This is a genomic window from Clavibacter michiganensis subsp. tessellarius (genome assembly GCF_021922985.1).
In the GTDB taxonomy this organism is placed as follows: domain Bacteria; phylum Actinomycetota; class Actinomycetes; order Actinomycetales; family Microbacteriaceae; genus Clavibacter; species Clavibacter tessellarius.
The window spans coordinates 322,761-346,472 of record NZ_CP040788.1; the positions used below are offsets into that span (position 1 = coordinate 322,761).

24 protein-coding genes and 1 tRNA gene are annotated in these 23,712 nt (G+C 75.2%); 11 read left to right on the forward strand and 14 right to left on the reverse strand.

All coding sequences use genetic code 11. The features are described from left to right. Positions 1-107 precede the first annotated feature (107 nt). Complete coding sequence (locus tag FGG90_RS01420) at positions 108-527, reverse strand: DUF3592 domain-containing protein (RefSeq protein ID WP_094131118.1); 420 nt, start codon at positions 525-527, stop codon at positions 108-110. Positions 528-646: 119 nt separating this feature from the next. Continuing rightward, positions 647-1,285, reverse strand: coding sequence for an MBL fold metallo-hydrolase (locus FGG90_RS01425; protein ID WP_094131116.1), 639 nt, complete (start codon positions 1,283-1,285; stop codon positions 647-649). Between the two features lie 168 nt (positions 1,286-1,453). Here FGG90_RS01425 and FGG90_RS01430 point away from each other — a divergent pair. From FGG90_RS01430 to FGG90_RS01445, 4 genes are all read left to right on the forward strand, one after another. Further along, positions 1,454-1,529: transfer RNA gene (locus tag FGG90_RS01430), tRNA-Glu, on the forward strand. Between the two features lie 106 nt (positions 1,530-1,635). After that, on the forward strand, positions 1,636-2,358 hold the full coding sequence (locus FGG90_RS01435) for a Type 1 glutamine amidotransferase-like domain-containing protein (RefSeq protein ID WP_094131114.1): 723 nt from the start codon (positions 1,636-1,638) through the stop codon (positions 2,356-2,358). 10 nt (positions 2,359-2,368) lie between these two features. Then, positions 2,369-3,055, forward strand: a complete 687-nt coding sequence (locus tag FGG90_RS01440; RefSeq protein ID WP_094131112.1) for a uracil-DNA glycosylase — start codon at positions 2,369-2,371, stop codon at positions 3,053-3,055. Positions 3,056-3,143: 88 nt separating this feature from the next. Continuing rightward, positions 3,144-3,833: a GNAT family N-acetyltransferase gene (locus FGG90_RS01445; RefSeq protein WP_094131110.1), complete on the forward strand. Its 690-nt coding sequence runs from the start codon at positions 3,144-3,146 to the stop codon at positions 3,831-3,833. Here FGG90_RS01445 and FGG90_RS16105 read toward each other — a convergent pair. After that, complete coding sequence (locus tag FGG90_RS16105; protein ID WP_272930228.1) at positions 3,715-4,827, reverse strand: CPBP family intramembrane glutamic endopeptidase; 1,113 nt, start codon at positions 4,825-4,827, stop codon at positions 3,715-3,717. The genes FGG90_RS01445 and FGG90_RS16105 overlap by 119 nt on opposite strands. 256 nt (positions 4,828-5,083) lie before the next feature. On the opposite strand from FGG90_RS16105, the gene FGG90_RS01455 reads away from it, so the two are divergent. Then, positions 5,084-5,293, forward strand: coding sequence for a hypothetical protein (locus tag FGG90_RS01455; protein WP_094131106.1), 210 nt, complete (start codon positions 5,084-5,086; stop codon positions 5,291-5,293). Then, positions 5,290-6,306 (forward strand): NAD-dependent epimerase/dehydratase family protein, encoded by a 1,017-nt coding sequence (locus FGG90_RS01460; RefSeq protein ID WP_094131104.1) that lies wholly within the window; start codon positions 5,290-5,292, stop codon positions 6,304-6,306. Before FGG90_RS01455 ends, FGG90_RS01460 begins: the two co-directional genes overlap by 4 nt. Positions 6,307-6,414: 108 nt before the next feature. Here the strand turns inward: FGG90_RS01460 and hxlA are convergent, their stop codons facing one another. Continuing rightward, entirely contained in the window at positions 6,415-7,038 is a 624-nt protein-coding gene (gene hxlA, locus FGG90_RS01465; protein WP_012037809.1) for a 3-hexulose-6-phosphate synthase, read from the reverse strand. Positions 7,039-7,093: 55 nt separating this feature from the next. After that, positions 7,094-7,702: a 6-phospho-3-hexuloisomerase gene (hxlB, locus tag FGG90_RS01470; protein WP_094131102.1), complete on the reverse strand. Its 609-nt coding sequence runs from the start codon at positions 7,700-7,702 to the stop codon at positions 7,094-7,096. A gap of 120 nt (positions 7,703-7,822) precedes the next feature. Here hxlB and FGG90_RS01475 point away from each other — a divergent pair, with 120 nt between their 5' ends. From FGG90_RS01475 to FGG90_RS01485, 3 genes are all read left to right on the forward strand, one after another. Beyond that, complete coding sequence (locus tag FGG90_RS01475; protein ID WP_094131100.1) at positions 7,823-9,193, forward strand: LuxR C-terminal-related transcriptional regulator; 1,371 nt, start codon at positions 7,823-7,825, stop codon at positions 9,191-9,193. 128 nt (positions 9,194-9,321) lie between these two features. Continuing rightward, a complete protein-coding gene (locus FGG90_RS01480) occupies positions 9,322-11,475 on the forward strand; it encodes a bifunctional metallophosphatase/5'-nucleotidase (protein WP_094131098.1) in 2,154 nt (717 codons plus the stop codon). A gap of 107 nt (positions 11,476-11,582) precedes the next feature. Further along, positions 11,583-13,010, forward strand: coding sequence for an amidase (locus FGG90_RS01485; RefSeq protein ID WP_094131096.1), 1,428 nt, complete (start codon positions 11,583-11,585; stop codon positions 13,008-13,010). Between the two features lie 15 nt (positions 13,011-13,025). Here FGG90_RS01485 and FGG90_RS01490 read toward each other — a convergent pair whose 3' ends face one another. Further along, the gene (locus FGG90_RS01490) at positions 13,026-13,763 is read right to left on the reverse strand and encodes a sulfite exporter TauE/SafE family protein (RefSeq protein ID WP_094131094.1); all 738 of its coding nucleotides are present in this window, start codon (positions 13,761-13,763) and stop codon (positions 13,026-13,028) included. Between the two features lie 131 nt (positions 13,764-13,894). Here FGG90_RS01490 and FGG90_RS01495 point away from each other — a divergent pair, with 131 nt between their 5' ends. Beyond that, positions 13,895-14,836: a siderophore-interacting protein gene (locus FGG90_RS01495; RefSeq protein WP_094131092.1), complete on the forward strand. Its 942-nt coding sequence runs from the start codon at positions 13,895-13,897 to the stop codon at positions 14,834-14,836. 1 nt (position 14,837) lies between these two features. Further along, positions 14,838-15,242: an SIP domain-containing protein gene (locus FGG90_RS01500; protein WP_094131090.1), complete on the forward strand. Its 405-nt coding sequence runs from the start codon at positions 14,838-14,840 to the stop codon at positions 15,240-15,242. 94 nt (positions 15,243-15,336) lie between these two features. Here FGG90_RS01500 and FGG90_RS01505 read toward each other — a convergent pair whose 3' ends face one another. The 8 genes from FGG90_RS01505 to FGG90_RS01540 all read right to left on the reverse strand — a co-directional run bounded on the left by FGG90_RS01505 (position 15,337) and on the right by FGG90_RS01540 (position 23,676). After that, positions 15,337-16,215 carry an SDR family NAD(P)-dependent oxidoreductase gene (locus FGG90_RS01505; protein WP_094131088.1) on the reverse strand — a complete coding sequence of 293 codons (879 nt, stop codon included), beginning with the start codon at positions 16,213-16,215 and terminating at the stop codon, positions 15,337-15,339. Further along, positions 16,212-16,604 carry a Fe-S oxidoreductase gene (locus FGG90_RS01510; RefSeq protein ID WP_094131086.1) on the reverse strand — a complete coding sequence of 131 codons (393 nt, stop codon included), beginning with the start codon at positions 16,602-16,604 and terminating at the stop codon, positions 16,212-16,214. The genes FGG90_RS01505 and FGG90_RS01510 overlap by 4 nt, the downstream gene beginning before the upstream one ends. Beyond that, positions 16,601-18,034: a dihydrolipoyl dehydrogenase family protein gene (locus FGG90_RS01515; protein ID WP_094131084.1), complete on the reverse strand. Its 1,434-nt coding sequence runs from the start codon at positions 18,032-18,034 to the stop codon at positions 16,601-16,603. Before FGG90_RS01515 ends, FGG90_RS01510 begins: the two co-directional genes overlap by 4 nt. Positions 18,035-18,091: 57 nt before the next feature. Then, positions 18,092-18,949, reverse strand: a complete 858-nt coding sequence (locus FGG90_RS01520; protein WP_094131082.1) for a crotonase/enoyl-CoA hydratase family protein — start codon at positions 18,947-18,949, stop codon at positions 18,092-18,094. A 140-nt stretch (positions 18,950-19,089) separates the two neighbouring features. Next, positions 19,090-19,932, reverse strand: a complete 843-nt coding sequence (locus FGG90_RS01525) for an arginase family protein (protein WP_094131080.1) — start codon at positions 19,930-19,932, stop codon at positions 19,090-19,092. A gap of 91 nt (positions 19,933-20,023) precedes the next feature. After that, positions 20,024-20,674 carry an NADPH-dependent F420 reductase gene (locus FGG90_RS01530; protein WP_094131078.1) on the reverse strand — a complete coding sequence of 217 codons (651 nt, stop codon included), beginning with the start codon at positions 20,672-20,674 and terminating at the stop codon, positions 20,024-20,026. A 96-nt stretch (positions 20,675-20,770) separates the two neighbouring features. Beyond that, entirely contained in the window at positions 20,771-21,514 is a 744-nt protein-coding gene (locus FGG90_RS01535) for a PspA/IM30 family protein (RefSeq protein ID WP_094131076.1), read from the reverse strand. A gap of 110 nt (positions 21,515-21,624) precedes the next feature. Further along, positions 21,625-23,676, reverse strand: a complete 2,052-nt coding sequence (locus FGG90_RS01540; RefSeq protein WP_094131074.1) for a TPM domain-containing protein — start codon at positions 23,674-23,676, stop codon at positions 21,625-21,627. Positions 23,677-23,712: the final 36 nt, after the last annotated feature.

Consider the following 23,712-nt stretch of genomic DNA (forward strand, 5'->3'; position numbering starts at 1 on the left):
TGGGAGTACTCCCCTTCGAGGAATCACTCTATACGGCCGCATGGAGCGCTCCCGACCGTCCGGGCGGATCCGCAGCCGGACCGGCGCGGGACGAGGCGCGGCGACCGCTACTCGACGAAGAGCAGGCCGATGCCCCCGACCGCCGCGACCGCGCCGATGCCGATCAGCACGAGGCCGGTGATGCGGAGCGCGCGGCCGTCGAGCTCGGGCGCGTGGGTGCGGACCCGCCACGGGGCGCGCGGCGAGAACCAGACGCGCACGTCGGATCCGGGGGAGAGGTCGCGGGTCTCGGCCGTGTCGGCGGGTGCCTCGTGCACGTCGCCGTCGTCGTCGAACCAGCGGAGGACCCGCCTGGATCCGGCGCCGCCGTCGCCCGCGGGCGCGTCGGCCACGAGGCCCTCCGTGGCCGTCCAGCGCCGGCCGAGCACGCGCACGGAGACGCCGGCGACGTAGAGCGCGATGCCGGGGACGAGCGCGATCCAGGTGAGGAACTCGACGATGAGGGAGATGGCGGCGAGACCGTCCATGCCTGGTGCCCCCGCGTCCGCTCGTGGTGGACCCGACCGGGCCCGGAGCTCGATGCTATCGGGGCGGTCCGACCGGATCCGGCAGGCCGGCGCGGAACGGCCCCGCCGCCGCGGGTCGCCTAGAGGTCGATGCTGTCGCCGGGCTCGAGCGCGTGGAACTCGCCGCCGCCCTGCTCGGTCGCCCACTGGAGGCGGCCGTTCGACATGGCCTTGCCCGCGGTCGACAGCACCATCTCGTGCGTGGGGAACGCGCGGCGGGGCTTCACGGCGAGGACGTAGTCGATGGACTCGCTGATCTTCATCCAGGGCGCGCCGGCGGGGGCGGCGAGGAGGTCCACCTCGATGCCCTCGGGGATCGTGAAGGAGTCGCCCGCGTAGTAGAGCGCGTCGTTGACGAGCACGCCGAGGTTCTGCACGACGGGGATCGACTCGTGGATGACGGCGTGATCGCCGCCGAAGAAGCGGAGCGTGAACGGGCCGACCTCGATGACGTCGCCCGCCTCGACGACGGTCACGTCGAAGTCGGCTGCGGCGGCGGCGACGCCGGACGGCGCGTAGACGGGCACGCCCTCGTTCTTGTCGAGGATCCGCTTGAGCTGCTCGGGCGTCCAGTGGTCGGGGTGCTCGTGCGTGATGACGATGGCGTCGGCGTTCATGGCCTCGGTGATCGGGGTGGTGAAGGAGCCCGGGTCGATGAAGAGCTTCCGTCCGCTCTGTTCCAGGACCAGGGCCGAGTGCTCGAGCTTCGTCAATCGCATGAGAGGAGCCAACACCGTCGAGGCGGCCGGGGCAAACCGGCGGGCGGGGGCGGCCAGGCGCGGGCGTGGGGGCGTGGGGACGGCGTCGGATCGGGCGGATCCGGCCCGGTCGGGCCTCGATTTGGTCGGGCTGTGCGCGCTGTGGCATACTCGACGAGTTGCAAAAACGGCCCCATCGTTTAGCGGCCTAGGACACCGCCCTCTCACGGCGGTAACACCGGTTCGAATCCGGTTGGGGTCACCACCGCATCACCCAGCCCGGCTCCTCCTCACGGAGGTGCCGGGCTTTCTTCATATCTGCGTCGGCGGATCCGGCTCGGCGCGACACCCGCGGCCTGTACCGTCGAGGGGTGAGTGTGCACCTGGTCGGAGGCGGCCTGTCGGATGACGACACCCCCCTCCTCGCGCGGTTCCTGTCCGAGGCGACGACGAGGGCGACCGCGGCTGCCCGGTTGGAGCCGGCCCGCATCGCCGTGGTCCTCGTCCACGACGGCCTCGGCGCCGAGTGGTTCGACCAGTACGCCGCCGCGCTCCGTGCCGCGGGCGCGTGCGAGCCGGTCGCCGTGCTGGCGCCCGAGGGCGCGTCCATCGAGGTCGCGCAGCTGCAGGACGTCGACGGCATCGTCGTCGGCGGCGGCCTGACCCCCGCGTACCGCCAGGCGCTCGAGCCGGTCTTCGGCGAGATCCGCCGCCAGGTCACCGCGGGCGTCCCGTACCTCGGCTTCTCCGCGGGCGCCGCGGTCGCCGCCGAGACCGCCATCGTGGGCGGGTGGCGCATCGGCGACGTCGAGGTCGTGCAGGAGTCCGCGAGCGAGGACCTCGACGAGGTCACGGTCGAGCAGGGCATCGGCCTCATCGACGTCGCGGTCGACGTGCACGCCGCCCAGTGGGGCACCCTCACCCGGCTCATCGCCGCGACCGAGGCCGGGCTCGTCGAGGGCGGCGTCGCCATCGACGAGGGCACCGTGCTCATCGTGGGCGAGGGTCAGCTCGTCGTGCAGGGGCGCGGCAGCGTCTGGTCGGTCATCGGCTCGGAGACCGGCGTCACCGTCAGCTCCGCCGGCGCGTCCTGATCCGCCGCCCGTGGCGCTGACCCTGCCCGAGCTCGTCGAGCGCGGCCTCATGGACGCCGGCTGGGCGGAGGCGCTCGCCCCGGTGGCCGACGACATCGCGCGGATGGGGGAGTGGCTGCGCGCCGAGGTCGCCGCGGGTCGCCCCTACCTCCCGGCCGGCGACCGCGTGCTGCGCGCGTTCCAGCAGCCGCTCGCCGACGTGCGCGTGCTCATCGTCGGGCAGGATCCGTACCCCACGCCCGGCCACCCCGTCGGGCTGTCCTTCTCCGTCGAGCCCGACGTGCGGCCGGTGCCGCGGAGCCTCGTCAACATCCACCGCGAGCTGCGCGACGACCTCGGGATCCCGACGCCCGAGCACGGCGACCTCACCACGTGGACCCGCAGCGGCGTGCTGCTGCTCAACCGCGTGCTCACGGTGCGGCCGGGCGCGCCCGCGTCGCACCGCGGGAAGGGCTGGGAGGCCGTGACCGAGTGCGCCATCCGGGCCCTCGCCGAGCGCGGCGGCCCGCTCGTCGCGATCCTCTGGGGCAAGGACGCCGGATCGCTCGCGCCGATGCTCGCGCCCGTGCCGTCGATCACCTCCGTGCACCCGAGCCCGCTGTCGGCGTCGCGCGGGTTCTTCGGGTCGAGGCCGTTCAGCCGGGCCGACGCGCTGCTCGCCGAGCAGGGCGCGGATCCGGTCGACTGGCGGCTCTGAGCCCGGGAGCCCTCCCGCGTCCGTCCGCGTCCCCGCCCGCCGCGGACGGACCCGGACCGGCGCGCGGCGCTCCCCGTAGGATCGCCCCATGCTCGAGGAGGAATACCAGACGAGGCGCCGCCTGCCCGCCCACCTCCGCAAGCCCGCGCCGCCGGTGCCCGTGTTCTCCTACGAGATCCGGCCGGCCGCGACCTCCGACCTCCCGGACATCCGCGAGATCTACAACCACTACGTCATGAACAGCACCGTCACCTTCGACGAGACCCGCATGACGCTGGCCAGGTGGCGGGGCCGCTTCAGCCAGCTGGAGCGGATGGGGATGCCGTTCCTCGTCGCCGTGTCGCCGTCCGGGCAGGTGCTCGGCTACGCGCTCGTCGAGCCCGTCGGCAACCGCCGGTCGTCGCGCACGACGGTGGAGGACTCGATCTACCTCGGCGCCGCGTCCACGGGCAAGGGCCTCGGCCGCGCGCTGCTGGTGGCGCTCCTCGACGCGTGCCGCGAGGCGCGGATCCGGGAGGTCATCGCGGTGATCGCCGACCAGGGCGCCGACGCCTCCATCCGGCTGCACGCGTCGCTCGGCTTCACCGAGAGCGGGCGGATGGGGCGCGTCGGCTGGAAGTTCGGGCGCTGGCTCGGCACCGTCACCATGCAGGCGACCCTCAAGCCGACGGAGCGGCCGGGCCGGTGGGCGCGGGCCATGCGGCGAGCGACTCCCGTCGGCGACGCTCCTCGTCCTCCCACGCCCGCTGCCGCTCCTGGAGCCGCTCCTTCGCGGTGAGCGCGCGCGGGGCGACCGTCTCGACGCGGTGGCGGCGGGCCCACCAGCCGGCGAGGAGCGCGGATCCGAGCATCACGGCCATCGGCAGGATCATGAACGGGCCGCCGGTTCCCTCGCTGCGGTCCATGGACTCGGACATCTGGCCGAGCAGCGCCGTGGGGATGAACAGCAGCGTGTTGTTGAGCGCGTGGATGAGGACGGGCGCCTCGAGGCCGCCGGTCAGGCGCGCGGCGGTCGTGGCCGCGATGCCGAAGACGAAGTAGTAGGCGATGAGCCACGGGTCGGCGGCGAGGTGGGCGAGCGCGAAGAGCGAGCTCGACAGGATCGCGCCGACCACGAGGGCGACGCGGGTGTCGCGGAACCAGGATCCGACCGAGCGCTGCACCAGGCCGCGGAACCCGTACTCCTCGCCCGCCGACTGCAGCGGGGTGGTGAGCAGCACGATGACGAGGAACGCGACGACCTCGCCGTCGACCCGGATCTCGCCGCTCGGGTCGAGGGCGAACGTGAGCGCGATGTAGACGAGGAACACGGGCGCGATCACCAGCGCCACGCGGCCGAGCCAGCGCCAGCGGAAGCGCCCGACGACGGACGACATCGCGCGCATCGGCACCCCGAACAGCCAGCGCTGCAGGAGCATCGAGACCGGGATCAGAGCGGCGAGCGAGAGGTTCGTCGCGAGCATGATGACGGGCGTCATGGTCTCGACCGACGACGCGTCCGACGGGTCGAGGCGGCCGCGCGCGAACTCCACGGCGAAGGCGACGAGGCCGAACACGAGCGACAGCAGGAAGAAGGCCACGACGCCGAGGACGAGCGCGAGGATCCCGCGCCACGGACCGCCGGTGTCGCGGAGGCCGTGATGGTACGGCACGGGCGGGCGCTCGGGGAGCGGCGGCGGGGTCGGCGGGACGGGCGGCGCCGGGGCGGATCCGGCGGCTGCGGACTCGGGAGTCGGCGGCTGGGCGGGGGTCGTCGGCTCCGGTGCGCTCATGGGGCAACGGTACGCGGGGGCGGCTGGGGCGGGCATCCACCCGAGGGCGGAGGGCGGGCGGCGGAGGGCGGGTCGCATGCGGGGCGCGCGGCGGAAGGACGGGTCGCGGGGCGAGGGCGCGCGGCGGAGGGCGGGCGGCGGAGCGGCGGGTCGCGGTGCGTCGGCGCGGGGCGGCGGTGCGCGGCGGATGGACGTCGTCGCGCGCGATCGGGGCCGGCGCGCGCCGCGTACGGTGGACGGGACGAGAGGCGCACCCATGCAGCAGGACCAGGACCAGGACCAGGACCGGCCCGAGGACTTCGACGAGAAGCGGCACGAGCAGCTGACGACGGCCCCGAAGGCGGTGGAGTCGGATGCGGCGCCGCGCGTCGAGGTGTCGGAGCCGGAGGACGGCGTGACGCGGATCGACGTGGCGGAGACCGCGTCCGTCCGGCCGGGCACCCCGGCACCGACGCGCGACGCATGACCGACGGGGCGCCCACCGCGACCGCTGCCGCTCGCCCCGGCGCGCGCGACGTGCTCGTGCTCGGCGGCACCGCGCGGATCGGCCGGCTCGTCGCGGAGCGCCTGGTCGCGCGCGGCGACCGGGTGACGTGCCTCGCGCGCGGCGCCTCGGGATCCGCACCCGCGGGAGCGCGCCACGTCGCGGCCGACCGCGATCGCGACGACGCCTACGACGCGGTGGCCGGCACCGCCTGGGACGAGGTCGTCGACCTCACCTCCTCGGCGGCGCACGCGCGCGGCGCGGTGGCGGCGCTCGCCGGCCGGGCCCGGCACTGGACGCTCGTGAGCACCGTGTCGGTCTACGCGTCCGTCGAGCGCGCGGGCGACGACGAGTCCGCGGCCCTCGTGGAGCCCGTGGACCTCGACGAGTACGGCCAGGCGAAGGTCGCGGCCGAGCGCGCGGTGACCGCGGCCCTCGCCGGACGGCGCGCGATCGTCCGCCCCGGCCTCGTCACGGGCCCGGGCGACGACAGCGACCGCCTCGGCTACTGGCCCGCGCGGTTCGCGCTCGCGGGAGACGGACCCGTGCTCGTGCCGGACGCGACCGACCGGCGCGTGCAGGTGATCGACGCGCGCGACCTCGCCGACCTCGTCGTGGAGGTGGGCGCCCGCGGGCTCGACGGCGTGGTCGACGCGGTGGGGGAGAGCGTGCCGCTCGCCGACGTGCTGGACCTCGCGGCCGAGGCCGCCGGATCCGCGGCCGAGCGGGTCGTCGCCTCGGACGCGCGGCTGGCGGAGGCGGACGTCCGCCACTGGGCGGGACCGCGGTCGCTGCCGCTGTGGCTGCCGCGCCACGCGGCCGGCCTCATGGCGCGGAGCGACGCGGGGATCCGTGCGCTGGGCGCCCGACGGCGTCCGCTCGCCGAGACGATGCGCGGCGTGCTGTCCGACGAGCGGGAGCGCGGCCTCGAGCGGCCGCGCGTCTCGGGTCTCACGCGCGCCGAGGAGCTCGCCGTCCTGTCCGACCTGGGCTGACGCGGCGGGGCGTGACACGGCGAGGCCACGCCGCCGCGCGCCCGCTCCACGCACGAGCGCCGCGCATCGTCCAGGACGGGTGCGCGGCGCTCGGGTGAGGCGGGTGGATCAGCGGATCGCGGCCCGCAGCTCGGCGGCGGCCGCGGCCGGGTCGTCGGCCGAGTAGATCGCGCCGCCGGCGACGGCGACCACGGCGCCCGCGTCCTGCACGTCGCCGATGGTGCCGGGCTTCACGCCGCCCGCGACGGAGAACGCGACGCCGGAGGCCTTGCCGGCCTCGAGCAGGTCGCCGAACGTGTAGCCGTCCTCCGCCTGCTCGTCGAGGCCCGCGTGCATCTCCACGAACTCGGCCCCGAGCTCGGTGACCTCCTTCGCGCGCTTCGCCTTGTCGGGGACGCCGATGAGGTCGACGACGATGCCCTTGCCGTGCTTCTTGGCGGCCTTGACGGCGCCCGCGATGGTGCTGTCGCCCGCGACGCCGAGGACGGTGACGAGGTCGGCGCCCGCGGAGAACGCGATGTCGGCCTCGAGCTCGCCGGCGTCCATCGTCTTGAGGTCGGCGAAGACGATCTTGTCGGGGTGCGCCTCCTTGATCGCGGTGATCGCGGAGAGGCCCTCGGCCTTGATGAGCGGGGTGCCCAGCTCGATGATGTCGACGTGCGGCGCGGCCTTGCCGGCCAGCTCGAGCGCGTCCTTCGTCGTGAGCACGTCCATGGCTACCTGGAGCTTCATGCGGTTCCTCTTCCTGTCGTGATGCGTGGGGTGATGGGGATCGAGCGACCGACGGTCACTCGAGGTTGGCGTGACGCGGCCACAGCTCGTCGGCCGAGAGGCCGGACGCCTGCCACAGAGCGTGGAACACGGCGTCGCCGACGAGCGCGACGGAGAGCTCGAAGAGACCGCCCGCGTACTGCGCCGAGACCGTGCCGCCGTGGTCCTGCTTGGCGGCCGCGGGGATCAGCACGGTCACGTCCGCGAGGCCGGCGAGCGGCGAGTCGTCGGCCGTCGTCAGGGCCACGATGCGGGCGCCGACGTCGCGCGCGGTCTGCGCGGCGCTGACGATGCCGGCCGTGGTGCCGGATCCGCTCGCGACCAGGAGGACGTCGCCCTCCTCGATCGCGGGCGAGGTGGCCTCGCCGACGACGTGCGCGTCGAGCCCGAGGTGCATGAACCGCATCGCGGTCATGCGCAGCGCGAGGCCGGAGCGGCCGGCGCCGAGGGCGAAGACGCGGCGGCCGTCGCGGATCACGCGGGCGGCCTCGTCGAGGCGCGCCGCCAGGTCCGGCTCCGCGAGCGCGCGGGCGACCCGGGCGTTCTCCTCCGAGATGAGGGTGATCGCGGCGGCGACGTCGACGGGGGCGTCGCCGGTCGGGCGGGGGTGCGTCGTGTGGGTCACCTGTCGAGGATGCTCCCCGCCGCCCGTCCGCGCTGCCCACCCGACGGGTGGATCCGCCTACCCGTCCGAGCAGGTGCCGCCGCGGGAGGCGGGCCTTCCGGGTGGGCGTACGGTGGCGGGATGCCGACCCGGACCCACCCCGCCGATCCCGCCGCCCGTCCGTCCGCCCCTCCCGCCGCCCGGGAGGCGGGCGCGTCCGCCGGCGCCGTCGCGCTCCTCGACGGCCTGCACGACGCGCTCGCCGCGCCGCTGCAGGAGGTGGCCGGCGCGCTGTCGACGCTGCTGCAGCCGGTGGTCGCGCATCGCGCCCTCGTCGTCTTCACCGAGGACTGCACCGGCCGACCGCGCAAGAAGGCGGGCGAGGCCGAGGTCGTGGAGAACGTGACGATCGCCGAGCTCGACGGCATCCTCGCGAGCCTCGGCGCCCGATCCGACGACGGCGCGGACGACGGCGACCGCGCGCGCGACGACGAGGACGGCACCGCGTGGGCCGTCGAGCACCCCGTCGGCGGTCGTCCGCGCACCGTCGCCGCCTGGCGCGCCGACACGGGCGCGCTCCTCGTGCTCGTGGATCCGGTCGCCGCGCACGACGACGTGCCCGCCGCCCGCGAGGTGGTCCGGGCGCTGTGGCGGAGCGTCGCGCACGGGATCCGGCAGCAGGTCGCCGCGGCGCCGCCCGCCTACCTCGCGGAGGCGCGCGCCGTCTCCTCGGAGCGGGCCCGCGTCGTCGCCGAGCTCGGCGACGCCCATGCGACCACGCTCGAGTCGCTGCTCGCGGTGCTGCGCTCCTCGCGCACGGGCGACGCGGCCGCCCGCCAGACCGCCGCAGACCTGGCCACCAACGCCATGGTCGAGCTGCGGGCCGCCTCCGACCGCGACCGCTCGCTCGGCGAGGAGCCCGTCGCGCGCGCGTTCGCCCGCCTGCGCGACGACCTCCGGCCGCTCGTGCGCTTCCGCGACCTCGACGTGCAGTTCGTCGAGCCGCCCGTGGACGGCCGCGCGCTCCCGGGCGAGGTCGCGCACGCGGGCCGGGCCATCGTCCGCGGCGCCGTGCTCGCGCTCGTGGAGGAGCCGGACGTGACGCGCGTGCGCATCCAGTGGGACTGCGACGGCAGCAACCTGCTCGTCGGGATCCGCGACGACGGCGCGGGCGCGACCACCGCCGACCTCGACGCGCTGCGTCGCCTCACCGACCGGGTCGCCGCGCTCGACGGCACGCTCGAGGTGACGGCGACGCCCGGCTGGGGTTCCGAGATCGCCGTGCGCCTGCCGCTCGACGCGCCCGCCGCGGGGCTCGACGCCGCGGGGGAGGCGGGACTCAGCGGCCGCGAGCGGGAGGTGCTCGCGCTGGTGGCCGGCGGATCCCGCAACCGCGCCATCGCGACCTCCCTCGGGATCAGCGAGAACACCGTGAAGTTCCACGTCGCGAACCTGCTGCGGAAGATGGGCGCGTCGACCCGGGCGGAGCTCGCGGGGCTCGTGCGCGGCTGACCGGCACCGCGCGGGCCGGTCGGCGGGCGGCTGCGTTCGCCGCGGGTCCCGGAGTTAACCCCATGGAAACCTCAGATACGTAAGGTATTGGGCATCCCCACCCGCCGCCCGAACGAGGACGTCCCCGCATGCGCTCTGCCCCCACCCGCCATCCGTCCGGGGCCGCGCGCTCCGGTGCCCTCGCCCTCGTGGCGGGGCTCTCCGCCACCGCGGTCCTCGGCTTCGGCGCCGCGCCCGCATCCGCCGCCGAGGGCGACGTCGCCATCGACGTCTACTCGATCAACGACTTCCACGGCCGCCTCGAGACCACGTCGTCCACCGCGGGCGCCGCGGTCATCTCCGGCGCGTTCCAGCAGGCGAAGGCCCGGAACCCGAACAGCACGCTCATCAGCGCGGGCGACAACATCGGCGCGAGCACCTTCACCTCGCTGTCCCAGCAGGACGAGCCCACGCTCGACGCGCTGAACGCCATGGGCGTCTCGGTCTCCACCCTCGGCAACCACGAGTTCGACCAGGGCCGCGACGACGTGGACGGCCGCGTCACCGACCACTCCGACTTCCCGTACATCTCGGCGAACCTCTACGAGAAGGGCACGACCGAGCACGCGTACGCGGCGTACGACGTGCAGGACATCGGCGGCGTGCGCGTCGCCTTCGTCGGCGCCACCACCGAGGCGCTGCCGGAGCTCGTGAGCCCGGCCGGCCTCGCGACGATCGACGTCGGCAGCGTCGTCGACGCCTCCACCGCGACCGCCCGCGCGCTCCGCGACGGCGACGACGCGAACGGCGAGGCCGACGTGGTCGTCCTCGTGGTGCACGAGGGCGCGTCCACCTCCGACGAGGCGTCCCTCACCGACGACTCGGTCTTCGGCCGCATCGTCACGGGCGTGCAGGCCGACGTCGACGCGATCGTCTCCGGCCACACCCACCTCGGCTACGACTACGAGCTCCCCGTCGCGGGCAGGGCCCTGCCGCTGCCCGTGCTCCAGACCGGCAGCTACGGCACGAACCTCGGGCACCTGTCGCTGACGGTGGATCCCGCCACCAAGGCCCTCACCTCCATCTCCTCCGAGCTCGTGCCGCTGCTCACCACCGAGGGGAAGCCGGCGTTCCCGGCGGATCCCGCGGTGCAGCGCATCGTCGACGACGCGGTCGCGAAGGCCGAGGTGATCGGCAGCCGCACGGTCGGCGAGATCTCGGGCGACATCACGCGCGCCCGCCAGACGGACGGCGCCGAGAACCGCGGCGGCGAGTCCACCATCGGGAACCTCGTCGCCGACGCGCAGCTCTGGGCCACGCAGGCGGACCTCGGCACCGAGATCGCCTTCATGAACCCCGGCGGCATCCGCCAGGACCTCACCGTCGCGTCCTCGGGCGCCGGCGACGCGGAGGGCGAGGTGACCTACAAGGAGGCCGCCATCGTGCAGCCGTTCGCCAACACGCTGACGACCGCGCGGATCACGGGTGCCGGCATCAAGGCCGTGCTCGAGCAGCAGTGGCAGGACGAGGGCGCCACGCGGCCCTTCCTCAAGCTCGGCATCTCGCGCGACCTCACCTACACGTACGACCCGACGGCCGCGCGCGGCGAACGGATCACGGGCGTGTTCTTCCAGGGCGCGCCGGTGGATCCCGCGCGCGTCTTCACGATGGTCGCGAACAGCTTCCTCGCGGAGGGCGGCGACGGCTTCACCGAGCTCGCGAACACGACCGAGCAGAGCGACTCGGGCCGCGTCGACCTCACCGCGTTCGTCGACTACGTCACCGAGTTCTCGCCCGTCGAGCCCGACTCGGCGACGCGCTCGATCGGCGTCGTCGACACCACGGGCGCCGCTCCCCGGGCCGGGCAGCAGCGCTCCTACGAGCTGTCGTCGCTGCTCGTCTCCGGCGCGCCCGTGCAGGACACCGAGGTCGTGACGCTCATCGACGGCGCGGAGGTCGCGCGCACGCCGATCGCCGCCGCGGTGGTCGACACGACCGACGAGCAGGGCCGCGCGAGCGTGCGGTTCACGGTCCCGGCCGACCTCGCCGCGGGCGCGCACCAGCTCGCGTTCCTGCTGCCGAGCACGGGCGCCTCGGTGCTCTACGCGCTCGACACGGCGAGCGGGTCCGTCGTGCCCTCCGGCACGGGCGTCGTGCCCGCGCCGAGCACCGAGCCGACCCTCGCGGCGACGGGATCCGAGTCCGGACCCGTGCTCGGCGCCTCGCTCGCGGCGCTCGCCCTGGGCCTCGCGCTCGTCGCGTTCCGCCGCCGGGCCGCCGCCGCGGTCGCCGGGCGCCGCTGACGTCGGCGCGACCCGACGGACGGGGCGGGTGCCGGACGACCGGCGCCCGCCCCGTCCGCGCATCCGGCGCTGGTCGGAGCGCGGCGGCCCCGGCCTACGCTGGACCGGTGTTCGAACTCCACCACCTCAGCGCCCAGGACCTGTGGGACCAGCTCCAGCGCGGCGAGGTCACCCCCACCGAGCTCGTCACCCACTACCTCGAGCGCATCGAGCGGCTGGATCCGGGCCTCGGCGCCTTCACGACCGTCACCGCCGACCGCGCCCTCGAGCGCGCCCGGCACGTCGAGCGCCACGTGCCCCGCACCGCGCCGCTCTGGGGCCTGCCGTTCGGCGACAAGGACCTCTCCGAGCGCGCCGGCGTCCGCACCACCTTCGGCTCCCGCCTCTTCCGCGACCACGTGTCGGAGCGCACCGACGCGATCCCGCAGGCGCTCGACGACGCCGGCGGCATCAGCCTCGGCAAGACCAGCGCGCCCGAGTTCGGCCTGCCGTCGTACACCGAGAGCCTCGTCGCGCCGCCCGCGCGCACGCCCTGGGACACGACGCGCGGCGCCGGCGGGTCCAGCGGGGGAGCGGCCGTCGCGGTCGCCGCGGGCCTCCTGCCGTTCGCGCCCGGATCCGACGGCGGCGGCTCGGTCCGCATCCCGGCAGCGGCCACGGGCCTCGTCGGCCTCAAGCCCTCGCGCGGCCTCGTGCCCGCGGGATCCGGCCAGGAGTCGCTCGCCGGCCTCGTCGTGCCCGGCCCGCTCGCGCGCAGCGTCGCCGACGCGGCCCTGCTGCTCGACGCGATGATCGGCCGGGTCAACGGCCGCATCCCGCACCCGTTCACCCTGCGCGCTCCGGAGGACCACGACGGCGACCTGCTCGGCGCGGCCGTCCGCGGCGAGGGCCGGTTCCAGATCGGCGTGATGACCACCACGCCGTGGGACGACGCCTACGAGATCGCCCTCGACCCGTCCGCGCGCGACGCCCTGGCGGTCGCCGTGCGCGAGCTCGCCGCCGTCGGCCACGGCCTCGAGGACCTCGCGCTCCGGCCGGATCCGACCTACGCGCCCGCGTTCCGCACCATCTGGCAGGCGGGCGCCGCGGGGATCCCCGCCGAGGGCGCGGACCTGGAGCTCCTCGAGCCGCTCACCCGCTGGCTCGTGGAGCGCGGCCGCGCCCTCAGCGCGCGCGACCTCGCCCGCGCGCTCGCGCAGCTCACGGCCTACGAGCGCAGCGTCATCGCCCAGTTCGCGCACGTCGACGCCGTGCTCACGCCCGCGCTCGCGCAGGAGCCGCGGCCGATCGGCTGGTACGACGCGGAGGACGGCGAGCGGAACTTCGCGCAGCAGGTGGAGTACACGCCGTACACGTCGTTCGCGAACGTCACGGGCCTGCCCGCGATCACGCTGCCGGTGCACCTCACCGACGACGGCCTGCCGATGGGCGTGCAGCTGATCGGGCGGCCGGGCGGCGAGGCGACGCTCCTCGCGATCGGGCGCCAGCTGGAGCGGCGGCTGCGCTGGGAGCGGCGGCACCCGCCGCAGTGGTGAGGTCGAGCGGATCCGCTAGACGAGCCCGCTGACGCCCTTGACGATGGCCGTCGCGGCACCCGCGAACGAGATCACCACGACGGCGGTGCGCGCCCCGCGGCTCGGGATCCGGGGCGCGAGCAGGGTGCCCGCGCCGACGCCCGCGACGAGGGTCACGACGATCCCGATCCAGGCCGTCGTCCCGAGGTCCGGCCAGCGCTCGGGCGCCAGCACCAGCTTCGTGACGAGCGACGCCGCGCCCGTCGTGAGGAAGAACGGCTGCAGCGTGGCCGCGAACCCGCGCTGCTCCCAGCGGCTCACGACCGCGTAGACGCTCACGCTCGGGCCGCCGATGCCGGCCGCCGCGTTCATCATGCCCGCCGCGAAGCCGAAGCCGGCCATCACGCCGGGCCCGTCGACCACGCGCGTCGTCCGCCGCAGCGCGAGCGACGTCGTGAGGGCGGCCACCAGCAGCAGGCCGATGCCGATCTCGAGCGCCGGCTCCGGCAGCAGGTAGGCGAGCAGCGCGCCCGGCACGATGCCGACCACCGCGGGGCCGGCGAGCAGCAGGTAGCGGCGCCACTCCACGTCGCGCCGCACGCCCGCGAGGATCAGCGAGGCCGACAGCACGCTGCAGAGGTTGACGATCATCACGCCGTCGAAGGGCCCGAGCAGGATCACGAGCACGGGCGCCACGACGAGCGCGAAGCCGAGGCCCGTGACGCGCTGCGCCACCGCGCCCACGAACACGGCGACGAGGACGGGGGCGATCACCCTGACATCCTCCCGTGGATCCCGGCCCCGATCCGCCGCCCGCCCTCGCCCCGTGAGGTAAGGCATGCCATACTTAGGCTGTGCTTACCTCCACCGCGACCCTCGCCAGCAGCACGGCAGACGCCTCGGCCGTGGTCGCGGAGCAACCCGCGGTCGAGCGTCCCGCGTACCGGCCGTTCGCCGCCCGGGTCGCGCGCACCGAGCGCGTCAGCCCGACGTTCCTGCGGATCACGTTCCAGAGCGACGACCTCCGCGACTTCGGCGACGAGTGCCTCGACCAGCGCATCAAGCTGCTGCTCCCCGTCGCCGAGCACGGCCTGCCCGACCTCACCGGGGTCGGCGGCGACGACTGGTTCGCCTGGTGGCGCGCGCTGCCCTACGCCGAGCGCAACCCGCTCCGCACCTACACGTCCCGCGCGGTCCGCCGCGAGCTCGGCGAGGTCGACGTCGACTTCGCGCTGCACGGCGACATGGGCCCCGCGTCTCGCTGGGCGGGCTCCGCGCAGGTCGGCGACGACATGGTCCTCATCGGCCCCGACGCCCTGAGCCCCGCGCGCGGCCTCGGCATCGAGTGGCACCCGGGCGCCGCGCGCTCGCTGCTCCTCGCGGGCGACGAGACGGCCGCCCCCGCCATCTGCAACATCCTCTCCTCCCTGCCCGCGGACGCGGTCGGCTGCGCCTTCATCGAGGTGCCCGTCACGGGCGACCGCCTCGAGGTGCGCGTGCCGAAGGGCGTGCACCTCACCTGGCTGCCGCGCGACGGCCGCCCGAACGGATCCCGCCTCGAGGAGGCCGTGCGCCACTGGGTCGACTGCCACGTCAAGGTCGGCGCCATCGCCGCCCCCGAGGTCGCGCTCGCCGACGAGGCGCAGCCGCTCGCCGAGGACGACGCCGACGGCATCGTCTGGGACGCGCCCGTCGTCCACGAGGGCTCGACGCTCTACGCGTGGCTCGCGGGGGAGTCCGGCTGCATCAAGGCCCTCCGCCGCTTCCTCGTGCGCGACACCGGCATCGACCGCCGCCAGGTCGCGTTCATGGGCTACTGGCGCCGCGGCGCGGCCGAGGGCGCCTGACATGGCCGGATCCACCCGCACCCGCACCGCGAAGGGCACCAAGCGCCAGGTGCTGCTCGTCACCGACGAGACCGGCCTCTCCGAGACGCAGGCCGCCCTCGCGGTGCTGCCGATGTGCACGCGCGGCAGCGTCTTCGTGGAGGTGCCCGACGCGTCCGTCGAGGTCGCGCTCGCGCACCCGCCGCGCATGGTCGTCACGGTCATCTCCCGCGCGGGCCGCGGACCCGACGGCGAGGACGCCGCGCCCACGACCGTGGTCGCCCGGGCCGTCGGCGCGTGGGCGAGCGAGATGATGGTGTTCGCCGCCCCGATCTCCGACGAGCACCCCGTCACCGAGGTCAGCGTGCTGCTCGGCGGCCACGTCGGCGGGCACGACGACCTGCTGCACCTGCTCGCGACGCGCTGAGGCCCGTCCGCCCACGCGATCACGACGACGGGCGCGTACGCGCGCCCGCGCCCGCTGCCGCGTGCGAGCCAGCCGGCGTCCCGGCCCGCGGACGTCAGGCCCGGTCGGATCCGGCGAGCCCGACCGCGAGCTCCATCGCCGCCCACAGGTCCCGCCCCAGCTGCCGGTCGGCGGCCTGCGCCGTGGTCTTCCCGTCGGGCGTGAGCTGGTCGAAGTACGTGCCGTTCGGCGCGGCGATGTCCGGCACCGAGGCGAGCTGCACGAGCGGCACCGCGCCCGCCTCCGCGGAGATCCCGTAGGCGCCCATGGAGAGCGCGAGCAGCGCCTTCATCACGGTGCTGTCGGATCCGAACGACGTGCGGACGAGCCCCGGGTGGAACGAGACCGCCTCCATGCCGCTCGGGCCGACGCGCTCGGCCAGCGTGCGCATCATCAGGATCATCATGGCCTTCGACGTGCCGTAGGCCTGCCAGCCGCCGAGCCAGGGGCGCTTCCGCCAGTCGAGGTCGTCGAGGCGCACGCGACCCCAGAGGTTCGCGCGGCTCGCGGTGCCGATGACGCGCACCGGGCTCTCGTCGGCCCCGAGCCCGCGCTGCGTCTCCTCGAGCCGCGGGAGGAGCAGGCGCGTGAGGAGGAAGGGCGCGAGCACGTTGCGCTGGAGGGTCGTCTCGTGGCCGTCGACCGTCATGGTGCGATGCGGCACGAGGCTGCCGGCGTTGAGGGCGAGCACGTGGATCCGCGGGCAGGTGTCGAGGAGCGTCGCGGCCAGCCGTCGCACGTCGTCCAGCCGGTCCATGTCGGCGAGCACGTGCCGGGCGCCGAGCTCGGCGGCGATGCCGCGCGTGCGCTCCGGGTCGCGGCCCACCACGACCACGTCGGCGCCGCGCCCGTGCAGCTCGCGCGCGGCGATGCGGCCGATGCCGGAGCTCGCCCCGGTGATCACGACGGTGCGCCCGTCGAGCGGCCCCGTCACCGGTAGCCGCCCTTCTCCAGCCCCGCCTCGACCTCGAAGCGGTTGTGGTGCGGATCCCGCCCCGCCCAGGCGTAGAGCAGCGGCATGAGCAGGCCGTAGCGCCGCCACTGCACGACGTGCACGGCCTCGTGCTCGAGCACCGCGGGACCGGCGTTGTCGCGCGTGAGGTAGACCCGGCCGACGCACGTGCCGCCGCGGCCGAACACCCAGGACGGCAGGCCCGTGAGCACGATGAGTTCGCCGTGGCGGCGCACCTCGCCCGTGCTGAGCGGCAGGCCGATGGCCAGCGCGAGGCCCGTCGCGACGCCGCTGCCCGCGCGCGAGACGGGCGAGTCGAGCAGCAGCCCGCGGACCGCGCCCGCGACGGCGCCGAGGCCCGCGCGGATCACGCCGTCGGCCGCCCGTACATCTCGAGCAGGCGGAGCCAGACCTCGCTGATGGTGGGGTACGACGGCACGGCGTGCCAGAGGCGCGTGAGCGGCACCTCGCCGACGACCGCGATGGTGGCGGAGTGCAGGAGCTCGGCGACGTCCTGGCCGACGAAGGTGACGCCGACGATGACGCCGCGGTTCTCGTCCACCACCATGCGCGCCCGGCCCGCGTAGCCGTCCGCGTGCAGGCTGGAGCCCGCGACGGATCCGAGGTCGAAGTCGACGACGCGCGTGCGGATGCCAGCCTCGTCCGCCGCCTTCGCCGTGAGCCCCACGCTCGCGACCTCGGGGTCGGTGAACGTGACCTGCGGGACGGCGCGGTGGTCGGCCGTGGCGACGTGCACGCCCCACGGGGAGTCGTCGACCGTGCCGCCGGTCGCGCGCGCGGCGATGACCTCGCCCGCGGCGCGCGCCTGGTACTTGCCCTGGTGGGTGAGGAGCGCGCGGTGGTTGACGTCGCCCACGGCGTACAGCCACGGCGTCTCCGCGTTCACGTCGCCCGTGACGAGCATCGTGTCGTCGACGTCGAGGTACGCGCCGGGCTCGAGGCCGACGGTGTCGAGCCCCAGGTCGTCGGTGCGCGGCGTGCGGCCGGTGGCGACGATGACCTCGGCCGCCGTGACGAAGGATCCGTCGGACAGCTCCACGTGCACCTCGTCGCCGTCGCGCGTGACGACCGAGGGCGAGGCGCCGAGGCGCACGTCGACGCCCATGTCCTTCAGGCTGCCGCCGACGAGCTCGCCCGCGAAGGGCTCCTGCCCGGTGAGGAGGCCGCTGCGGGCGATGATCGTGACGGCGCTGCCGAGGGAGGCGTACGCGGTGGCCATCTCGGCTGCGACGACGCCGCCGCCGATGATGACGACCGAGTCCGGCACGACCTCGACGGCGGTCGCCTCGCGGCTCGTCCACGGACGCGCCTCGGCGAGGCCGGGGATGTCGGGGAGGAGCGCGGCGGTGCCGGTGGAGACGGCGACGGCGTGCGTCGCCTCGTGCTCCGTGACGGATCCGTCGGGCGCGGTGACCGTGACGCGGCGCGGCCCCGAGATGCGCCCGTGGCCGCGCGCGAGGTCGATGCCGATGCCCTCGAGCCAGCTCACCTGCCCCTGGTCGTCCCAGGAGCTGGTGAAGGAGTCGCGTCGCCTCAGCACGGCGGCCACGTCGAGGTCGCCCGTGACGGCCTCCGTCGATCCGGCGACGGCGCGCGCCGCGCGGAGGGCGCTGCCGGAGCGGAGGAGGGCCTTGCTGGGCATGCACGCCCAGTAGGAGCACTCCCCGCCGACGAGCTCGGACTCGACGACGAGCACGGAGAGCCCGCCCTGCTTCGCGCGGTCGGCGACGTTCTCGCCGACGGGGCCGGCACCGATGACGATGAGGTCGTAGGAGGTCATGGTCCCGACCCTACGCCCGGCCCCCGTCACGCTCCCGGGGCGGCTTCGGCGAGCGGATCAGCGGCCGACGAAGTCCGCCGGGCGGCGCTCGGCGGCGGCGCGCATGCCGCGCGCCGCGTCCTCGGACCCGGCCAGGCGCACGAGCTCGGCGGGCAGCGCGGCCGCGGCCGCGTCGTGGCCGTCCCGCTGCGCGACGCGGGCGTTGCGGAGCGTCGCCTGCACGGCGAGCGGGGCCTGCGCGGCGATGCGCTCGGCGATCCCGACGGCCGCCTCGAGCTGCTCGCCGTCGGGCACGACGAGCTGCACGATCCGCATCCGCCGCGCCTCCTCGGCGTCGAAGGGATCGCCCGTGAGCATCCAGCGCATGGCGTCGCCCCAGCCGGCGGCCGCCGGGAAGCGCAGGGTCGCGCCGCCGAACGGCAGGATCCCGCGCGCCACCTCGATCTGCCCGAACCGCGTGCCGGCCGCGGCGACCACGACGTCGCTCGCGAGCGCCAGCTCGATGCCGAGGGTGAGGCACGTGCCCTGCACCGCGAGGACGACGGGCTTGCCGACGCCGGGTCCCGCGACCCGCCAGGGGTCGAGGCCGTCGTCGGGCACCGAGTCGAGGCCGCCGCCGGGGCCGCGGCCGATGTGCGGAGCGACGTCCGCGAGGTCGAGCCCGCCCGTGAAGTGGTCGCCGATCGCGTGCACGACGCCGACCCGCAGCTCCGGATCCCGGTCGAGGAGGCCGTACGCGCTCGCGAGCTCGCGGAGCATGCGCATGTCGGCGGCGTTGCGCTTGGCGGGGCGGTCGAGGCCGATGAGGAGGAGGTGCCCGCGGCGCTCGACGCGGACGCGGGGCGCGTCGTCCTCGGCGGGCCGGTCGTCCGCGGGACGGTCGGGGGCGGATGGCGTGCGGTCGTCGTCGGTCACGGCGGTCTCCTCGTGGATCCCTCCCAGCCTCGCACCGCGTGCCCGCTGCCGCGACCTCCCGAACGGGAGCACGCGAGCCCGGGCACGCGAGCACGCGAGCCCGGGAGCACGCCGGCCGGACGCCCGAGCGCCGGCCCGGATCAGACGGGCCCGGTGAGCGCCCCGATGATCCGGAGCACGGCGCCCATGTCGTCCACGGCCGCGGCCGCGGAGCGGGGTGCGAACTCCGTGACGCCCGCGCCCGCGAGCGCGAACGCCCGCCGGAGCGCCTTGATCGCGTCGGTCAGCTGCGGCACCTCGAGCCCGAACGGCTCCGGCTGCCCGACGCCCGACATGACGCCCGGATCCAGCACGTCGAGGTCGACGTGCACGTAGACGGCGGTGGCCCCGGTCGCGGCGACGGCGGCGACGAGCGCGTCCGCCGTGAGCGCGTCGACACCGAGGGACGCGATGCCGCGCGCCGCGACGAGCTCCGACTCCGCGTCGTCGAGCGCCCGCACCCCGGCGAGCACGACGCGGTCGGCCGTGACGCTGCCCGCGGCGAGCTCGAGCCCGTCGACGCCCTCGCCCAGGACGGCGCGGAGCACCATGCCGTGGAAGGCGCGAGAGGGCGATGACCCCGGCGTGTGGAGGTCGGCGTGCGCGTCGAGCCAGACGACCGCGAGCCCCGGGTGCGCGCGGGCCGCGTGCTCGATCGACGTGAGCTCCACCCCGCCGTCGCCGCCGACGGTGACGAGCGGGCCGGACGCGGAGGCGGACGCGGCCTCGAGCGCGACGGCCTGGCGCGTGCGCACGGCGAGCAGCGACGCGTAGCGGTCGATCCCCGTGCCGAGCGACTCCCCGGCCTCGACGGGCACCTCGACGACGCGCGTGGCGGACGCGGGCAGGTCGCCGCGGATGGCCTCGGCGCCGTCCGCGAGCCTCATGGCGCGGGACGAGCCCGAGCCCTGCCATTGGGGGACGACGACGAAGGAGGCGGGCACGTCCCCAGTATCGCCTGCGGCGTCGGACATGGCGATGCCCGCCCTCGCCGCGGTGACGGGGAGGGCGGGCATCGTCGTGGGGAGGAGCGGACTACGCCATGTCGCGGTAGCGCTTCGCCTCGGCCAGGGCCGTGCGGAGGCCGGCGGCGTCGAGCTTCGGGCCGTAGCCGGGGGTGTCGCGCTGGATGCGCCAGCCCTCCGCGAGCGGCCCCGCGTCGACGGCGTCGTAGCCGAAGGAGTCGAGGATCGACGTGACGGTCGCCTTCGCCTCGGCGTCGTCGCCCGCGATGACGAGCGCGCGGCGGTCCGGCGTGCCCGCGGGGGTGCCGTCGGTCGTGAGGTCGGCCGCGTAGATGTGGTTGAAGGCCTTGACGACCTTCGACTCGGGGAGGTGGCGCTGCAGCATCTCCGCGGTCGTGGTGGTCTCGTCGTCGAGCTCGGCGATGTGGCCGTCGCGCTCCGGGTAGTAGTTGTCGGTGTCGATGACGACCTTGCCCGCGAGGGGCGCGACCGGCACGGTGTCGATGCTCTTCAGCGGGATGGTGACGACGACGATCTCGCCGGCCTCGGCGACCTCCTGCACGGTGGCGGCGCGCGCGTGCTCGCCGAGCTCGTCGATCAGGTCGGTGAGCGTCTCCGGGCCGCGGGAGTTGGCGATCACGACGTCGTGGCCGGTGGAGGTGAACAGGCGGGCGAGCTGGCTGCCGATGAGTCCGGCGCCGATGATTCCGATGTTGGTCATGCTGAGGGGAACCGGATCCACGGGGCTGCCATTCCCCGCCGGGACGACGACGGGCGCCGCCCCGGAGGACGGCGCCCGCGCATCGGACCGGGACGGCTACTCGCCGGACGTGACCTGCTTCGGCGTGGACCCGCCGGACTTGAGGGCGGCCAGGCGCGCCTCGACCTCGGTCAGCTCGCCGAGGTCCTCGAGCTCCTCGAACTGCGCGTCGAGGCTGGAGGCCTGCAGCTCCTCGGCGCCGCGGACCCGGGCCTCCTCGCGGCGGATCTTCTGCTCGAAGCGGCTCACCTCGCTGGTCGGGTCCATGATGTCGATGCTCTTCATGGCGTCCTGCACCTGCGACTGCGCCTGCACGGTCTTCTGGCGGGCGTTCAGCTCGTCGCGCTTCGACGAGAGCTGCTGGAGCTTGCCGCGCATCGTGTCAAGGCCCTGCTTCAGCTTCTCGACGACCTCGGTCTGCGACGCGATGGTCGGCTCGGCGCCCTTCGCCTCGCTCTCCGACTGCATCTGGCGCTGGAGCGCGACGCGGGCGAGCGCGTCGAACTTGTCGGCGTTCGGGGTGTTGCCGGCGTTCCGGTACTCGTCCGCCTTCTGGCTCGCGGCGAGGGCCTTGCGGCCCCAGTCGCCCGCGGCCTGGACGTCCTCGCGGTGGTCGTCCTCGATCATCCGGAGGTTGCCGATGGTCTGGGCGACGGCGCTCTCGGCCTCGCGGATGCTCTCCGTGTAGTCGCGGACCATCTGGTCCAGCATGAGCTGCGGGTCCTCGGCCTGGTCGATGAGGTTGTTGATGTTGGCCTTCGCGAGCTGCGCGATGCGGCCGAGGATGGACTGCTTGGACATGGGTGCTGCTCCTTCTCGTCTGGTGCTTCGTCGGAATGGGTTGATCATGGGTCGCTCTCGTCCTCGTCGTCGTGCTGGTCGTGCGCGGGGTCCGGGTGGGGGCGGATCCGCTAGAAGTCGCCGCCGCTGAAGCCGCCTCCGCCGCCTCCGCCGAAGCCGCCTCCGCCGAAGCCGCCGCCGCCGCCGCCGAAGCCCCCGCCGCTGAAGCCGCCGCCTCCGCCGCCACCCCAGCCGCCGCCTCCGCCGCCGCCGCTGAGCAGGCCGCCGATGATGCCGCCCATGATCGCGCCGCCGAAGGCGTCGCCGCCTCCGCGGCCGCCCATCATGCCGCCGCCGTAGCCGCCGTACCCGCCGCCCTGGTCGAGGTCGCGCTGGGCGGCCTCGATGGCCTGCGCCGAGTAGGAGGTCGCGGCCTGGGCCGCGGCGACCGCCCGGACGGGATCACGGGGTGCGGCCTCGTGCGCGTCGTCGAGCGCGCGCTGGGCGTGGGCGAGGCGCGTGCGCGCCTCCTCGCCGACGCCGCCGCGGCGCGTGGAGATGAAGTCGCGGGCCGTCGCCACCTGGCTCTCGGCGGTGGAGAGCGCGCGCGGCAGGTAGCCGATCGCGCGCTGCACCTGCTCCTGCTGCTCGCGCACGGGGGCGAGGGCCTCGTCGAGCCGCGCCTCCGCCTCCTGCAGCAGCGTGACGCTCGTGAGCGGATCCGCGAGGCGGCCCTGCAGCGGCTTCGCGTCGGCGATCGCCTGCTCGGCGGCCTCCACGAGGCGGGTCAGCTCGGGCATGCGGCCGCCGCGCTGCGCGGCGCGGGCGTCCTGGATGTCGCTGCGGACGTCCGCGATCTCCTCCTGCACGCGCGTCGACGCGTGCTCGAGGTCGGACGAGACGCGGTCGACCGCGTCGAGCAGCTGCCCCGCCTGGCCGACGGCCTGCTGCGCCGCGCGCACCTTGACCGCGACCTCGCCGGTGGACGTGCGGTCGCCCGCGCGGATCGCCTCGGCGGCCTCCTGCGCGGTGTCGGTCGCGAAGGAGAGGAGCGAGCGGGCCTGGTCGACGTTGCCGGTGACGGTCGTCATCGAGGGGCCGGCGTACCGGCGGCCGAGGAGGTCGACGGCCTCCTGCGTGCGCTCGATGCGGGTCTTCAGCGCCTCGGCGTCGGTGACGATCGCGGCCAGCGTCTGCGGCGCGTTCTGCTCGAGAGCGCGCAGCTCCTCGAACGACTCGGCCTGCGCGTCGAGCTCGCCGCGGGCCTCCTCGCACAGCTCGACGATGCGGGCGGCCCAGGTGCGGCGCTCCTCGTCGGTGTCCTCGATCGTGTCGTCGAGCTTCTGCTTGAGGGCGAAGGCCTCGCGGACCTTGCCGCCCGCGGAGACGAGCACCTCGCGGTAGGGCCCGACCGCGCCGGATCCGAACTCCGCCTCGGCGAAGCCCACCTCCTGCTCGCTGGTCTCGAGCGCGTCGTCGAGCTGCACGAGCATGCTGCCGGCGCGCTGCTCGGCCGTGCGCATCTCCTCGAGCACCGCCTGCCGCTTCTGCGCGAGGGCCTTCCTCTTGCGGCGTCGCCCCACGAGGGTCGTCACGACGGTGGCCAGGAGGATCGCGCCGAGCACGTAGAGGAGGACGAGGCCGAAGTCGATGCCGGAGCCGCTGCCGGCGGAGGGGGTGGATCCGGTGCCCGCCTCGGTGCCGGTGCCCGTCCGCGACTGGGAGTCGATGCCCTGCGCGGCGGCGATCGCGGCTGCCGCCCAGTTCCCGTCCTGGAGCTCGGGGCGGATCCCGTTCTGCAGGAGCTGGTCGCGGGCCGACTCGGAGAGGTCGGCGGGTGCGCCGAAGGAGACCTGGCGGGCGTCGACGGCCACGGCCAGGAGCGCGTCCGAGTCGCCGAAGCCGTTGGCGGAGTTGGTGGCGCGGCCCCAGGCCTCCTGGTTCGCGGCGCCCGTGAACGTATCGACGAACGCCACGTGGAGGGTGATGCCCGTGTCGGTCCGCAGCTGGTCGATCGCCTGCTGGATCTGCTGCTCCTGCGCGGACGTGACGGCGTCGACCGGGTCGAGGATCGAGGCCCCGCCGAAGTCCACCGGCTCGGTGGCCTGCGCCATCTGGGGCACGAGGGCCCCGGCCAGGCCGAGCGCGAGCGCGGCCCCCAGCAATCTCGCGGACCGCGGCATGCGACTCCTCCGTCGTCTCAAGGTCGTGCTCCGTCC

Bases quoted from the DNA above. Each gene is read 5' to 3' on its own strand.
- FGG90_RS01420 (WP_094131118.1), bottom strand. From the start codon at position 527: ATGGACGGTCTCGCCGCCATCTCCCTCATCGTCGAGTTCCTCACCTGG.
- FGG90_RS01425 (WP_094131116.1), bottom strand. From the start codon at position 1,285: ATGCGATTGACGAAGCTCGAGCACTCGGCCCTGGTCCTGGAACAGAGC.
- FGG90_RS01445 (WP_094131110.1), top strand. From the start codon at position 3,144: ATGCTCGAGGAGGAATACCAGACGAGGCGCCGCCTGCCCGCCCACCTC.
- FGG90_RS16105 (WP_272930228.1), bottom strand. From the start codon at position 4,827: ATGAGCGCACCGGAGCCGACGACCCCCGCCCAGCCGCCGACTCCCGAG.
- FGG90_RS01455 (WP_094131106.1), top strand. From the start codon at position 5,084: ATGCAGCAGGACCAGGACCAGGACCAGGACCGGCCCGAGGACTTCGAC.
- FGG90_RS01460 (WP_094131104.1), top strand. From the start codon at position 5,290: ATGACCGACGGGGCGCCCACCGCGACCGCTGCCGCTCGCCCCGGCGCG.
- hxlA (WP_012037809.1), bottom strand. From the start codon at position 7,038: ATGAAGCTCCAGGTAGCCATGGACGTGCTCACGACGAAGGACGCGCTC.
- FGG90_RS01475 (WP_094131100.1), top strand. From the start codon at position 7,823: ATGCCGACCCGGACCCACCCCGCCGATCCCGCCGCCCGTCCGTCCGCC.
- FGG90_RS01480 (WP_094131098.1), top strand. From the start codon at position 9,322: ATGCGCTCTGCCCCCACCCGCCATCCGTCCGGGGCCGCGCGCTCCGGT.
- FGG90_RS01500 (WP_094131090.1), top strand. From the start codon at position 14,838: ATGGCCGGATCCACCCGCACCCGCACCGCGAAGGGCACCAAGCGCCAG.
- FGG90_RS01515 (WP_094131084.1), bottom strand. From the start codon at position 18,034: ATGACCTCCTACGACCTCATCGTCATCGGTGCCGGCCCCGTCGGCGAG.
- FGG90_RS01530 (WP_094131078.1), bottom strand. From the start codon at position 20,674: ATGACCAACATCGGAATCATCGGCGCCGGACTCATCGGCAGCCAGCTC.
- FGG90_RS01535 (WP_094131076.1), bottom strand. From the start codon at position 21,514: ATGTCCAAGCAGTCCATCCTCGGCCGCATCGCGCAGCTCGCGAAGGCC.
- FGG90_RS01540 (WP_094131074.1), bottom strand. From the start codon at position 23,676: ATGCCGCGGTCCGCGAGATTGCTGGGGGCCGCGCTCGCGCTCGGCCTG.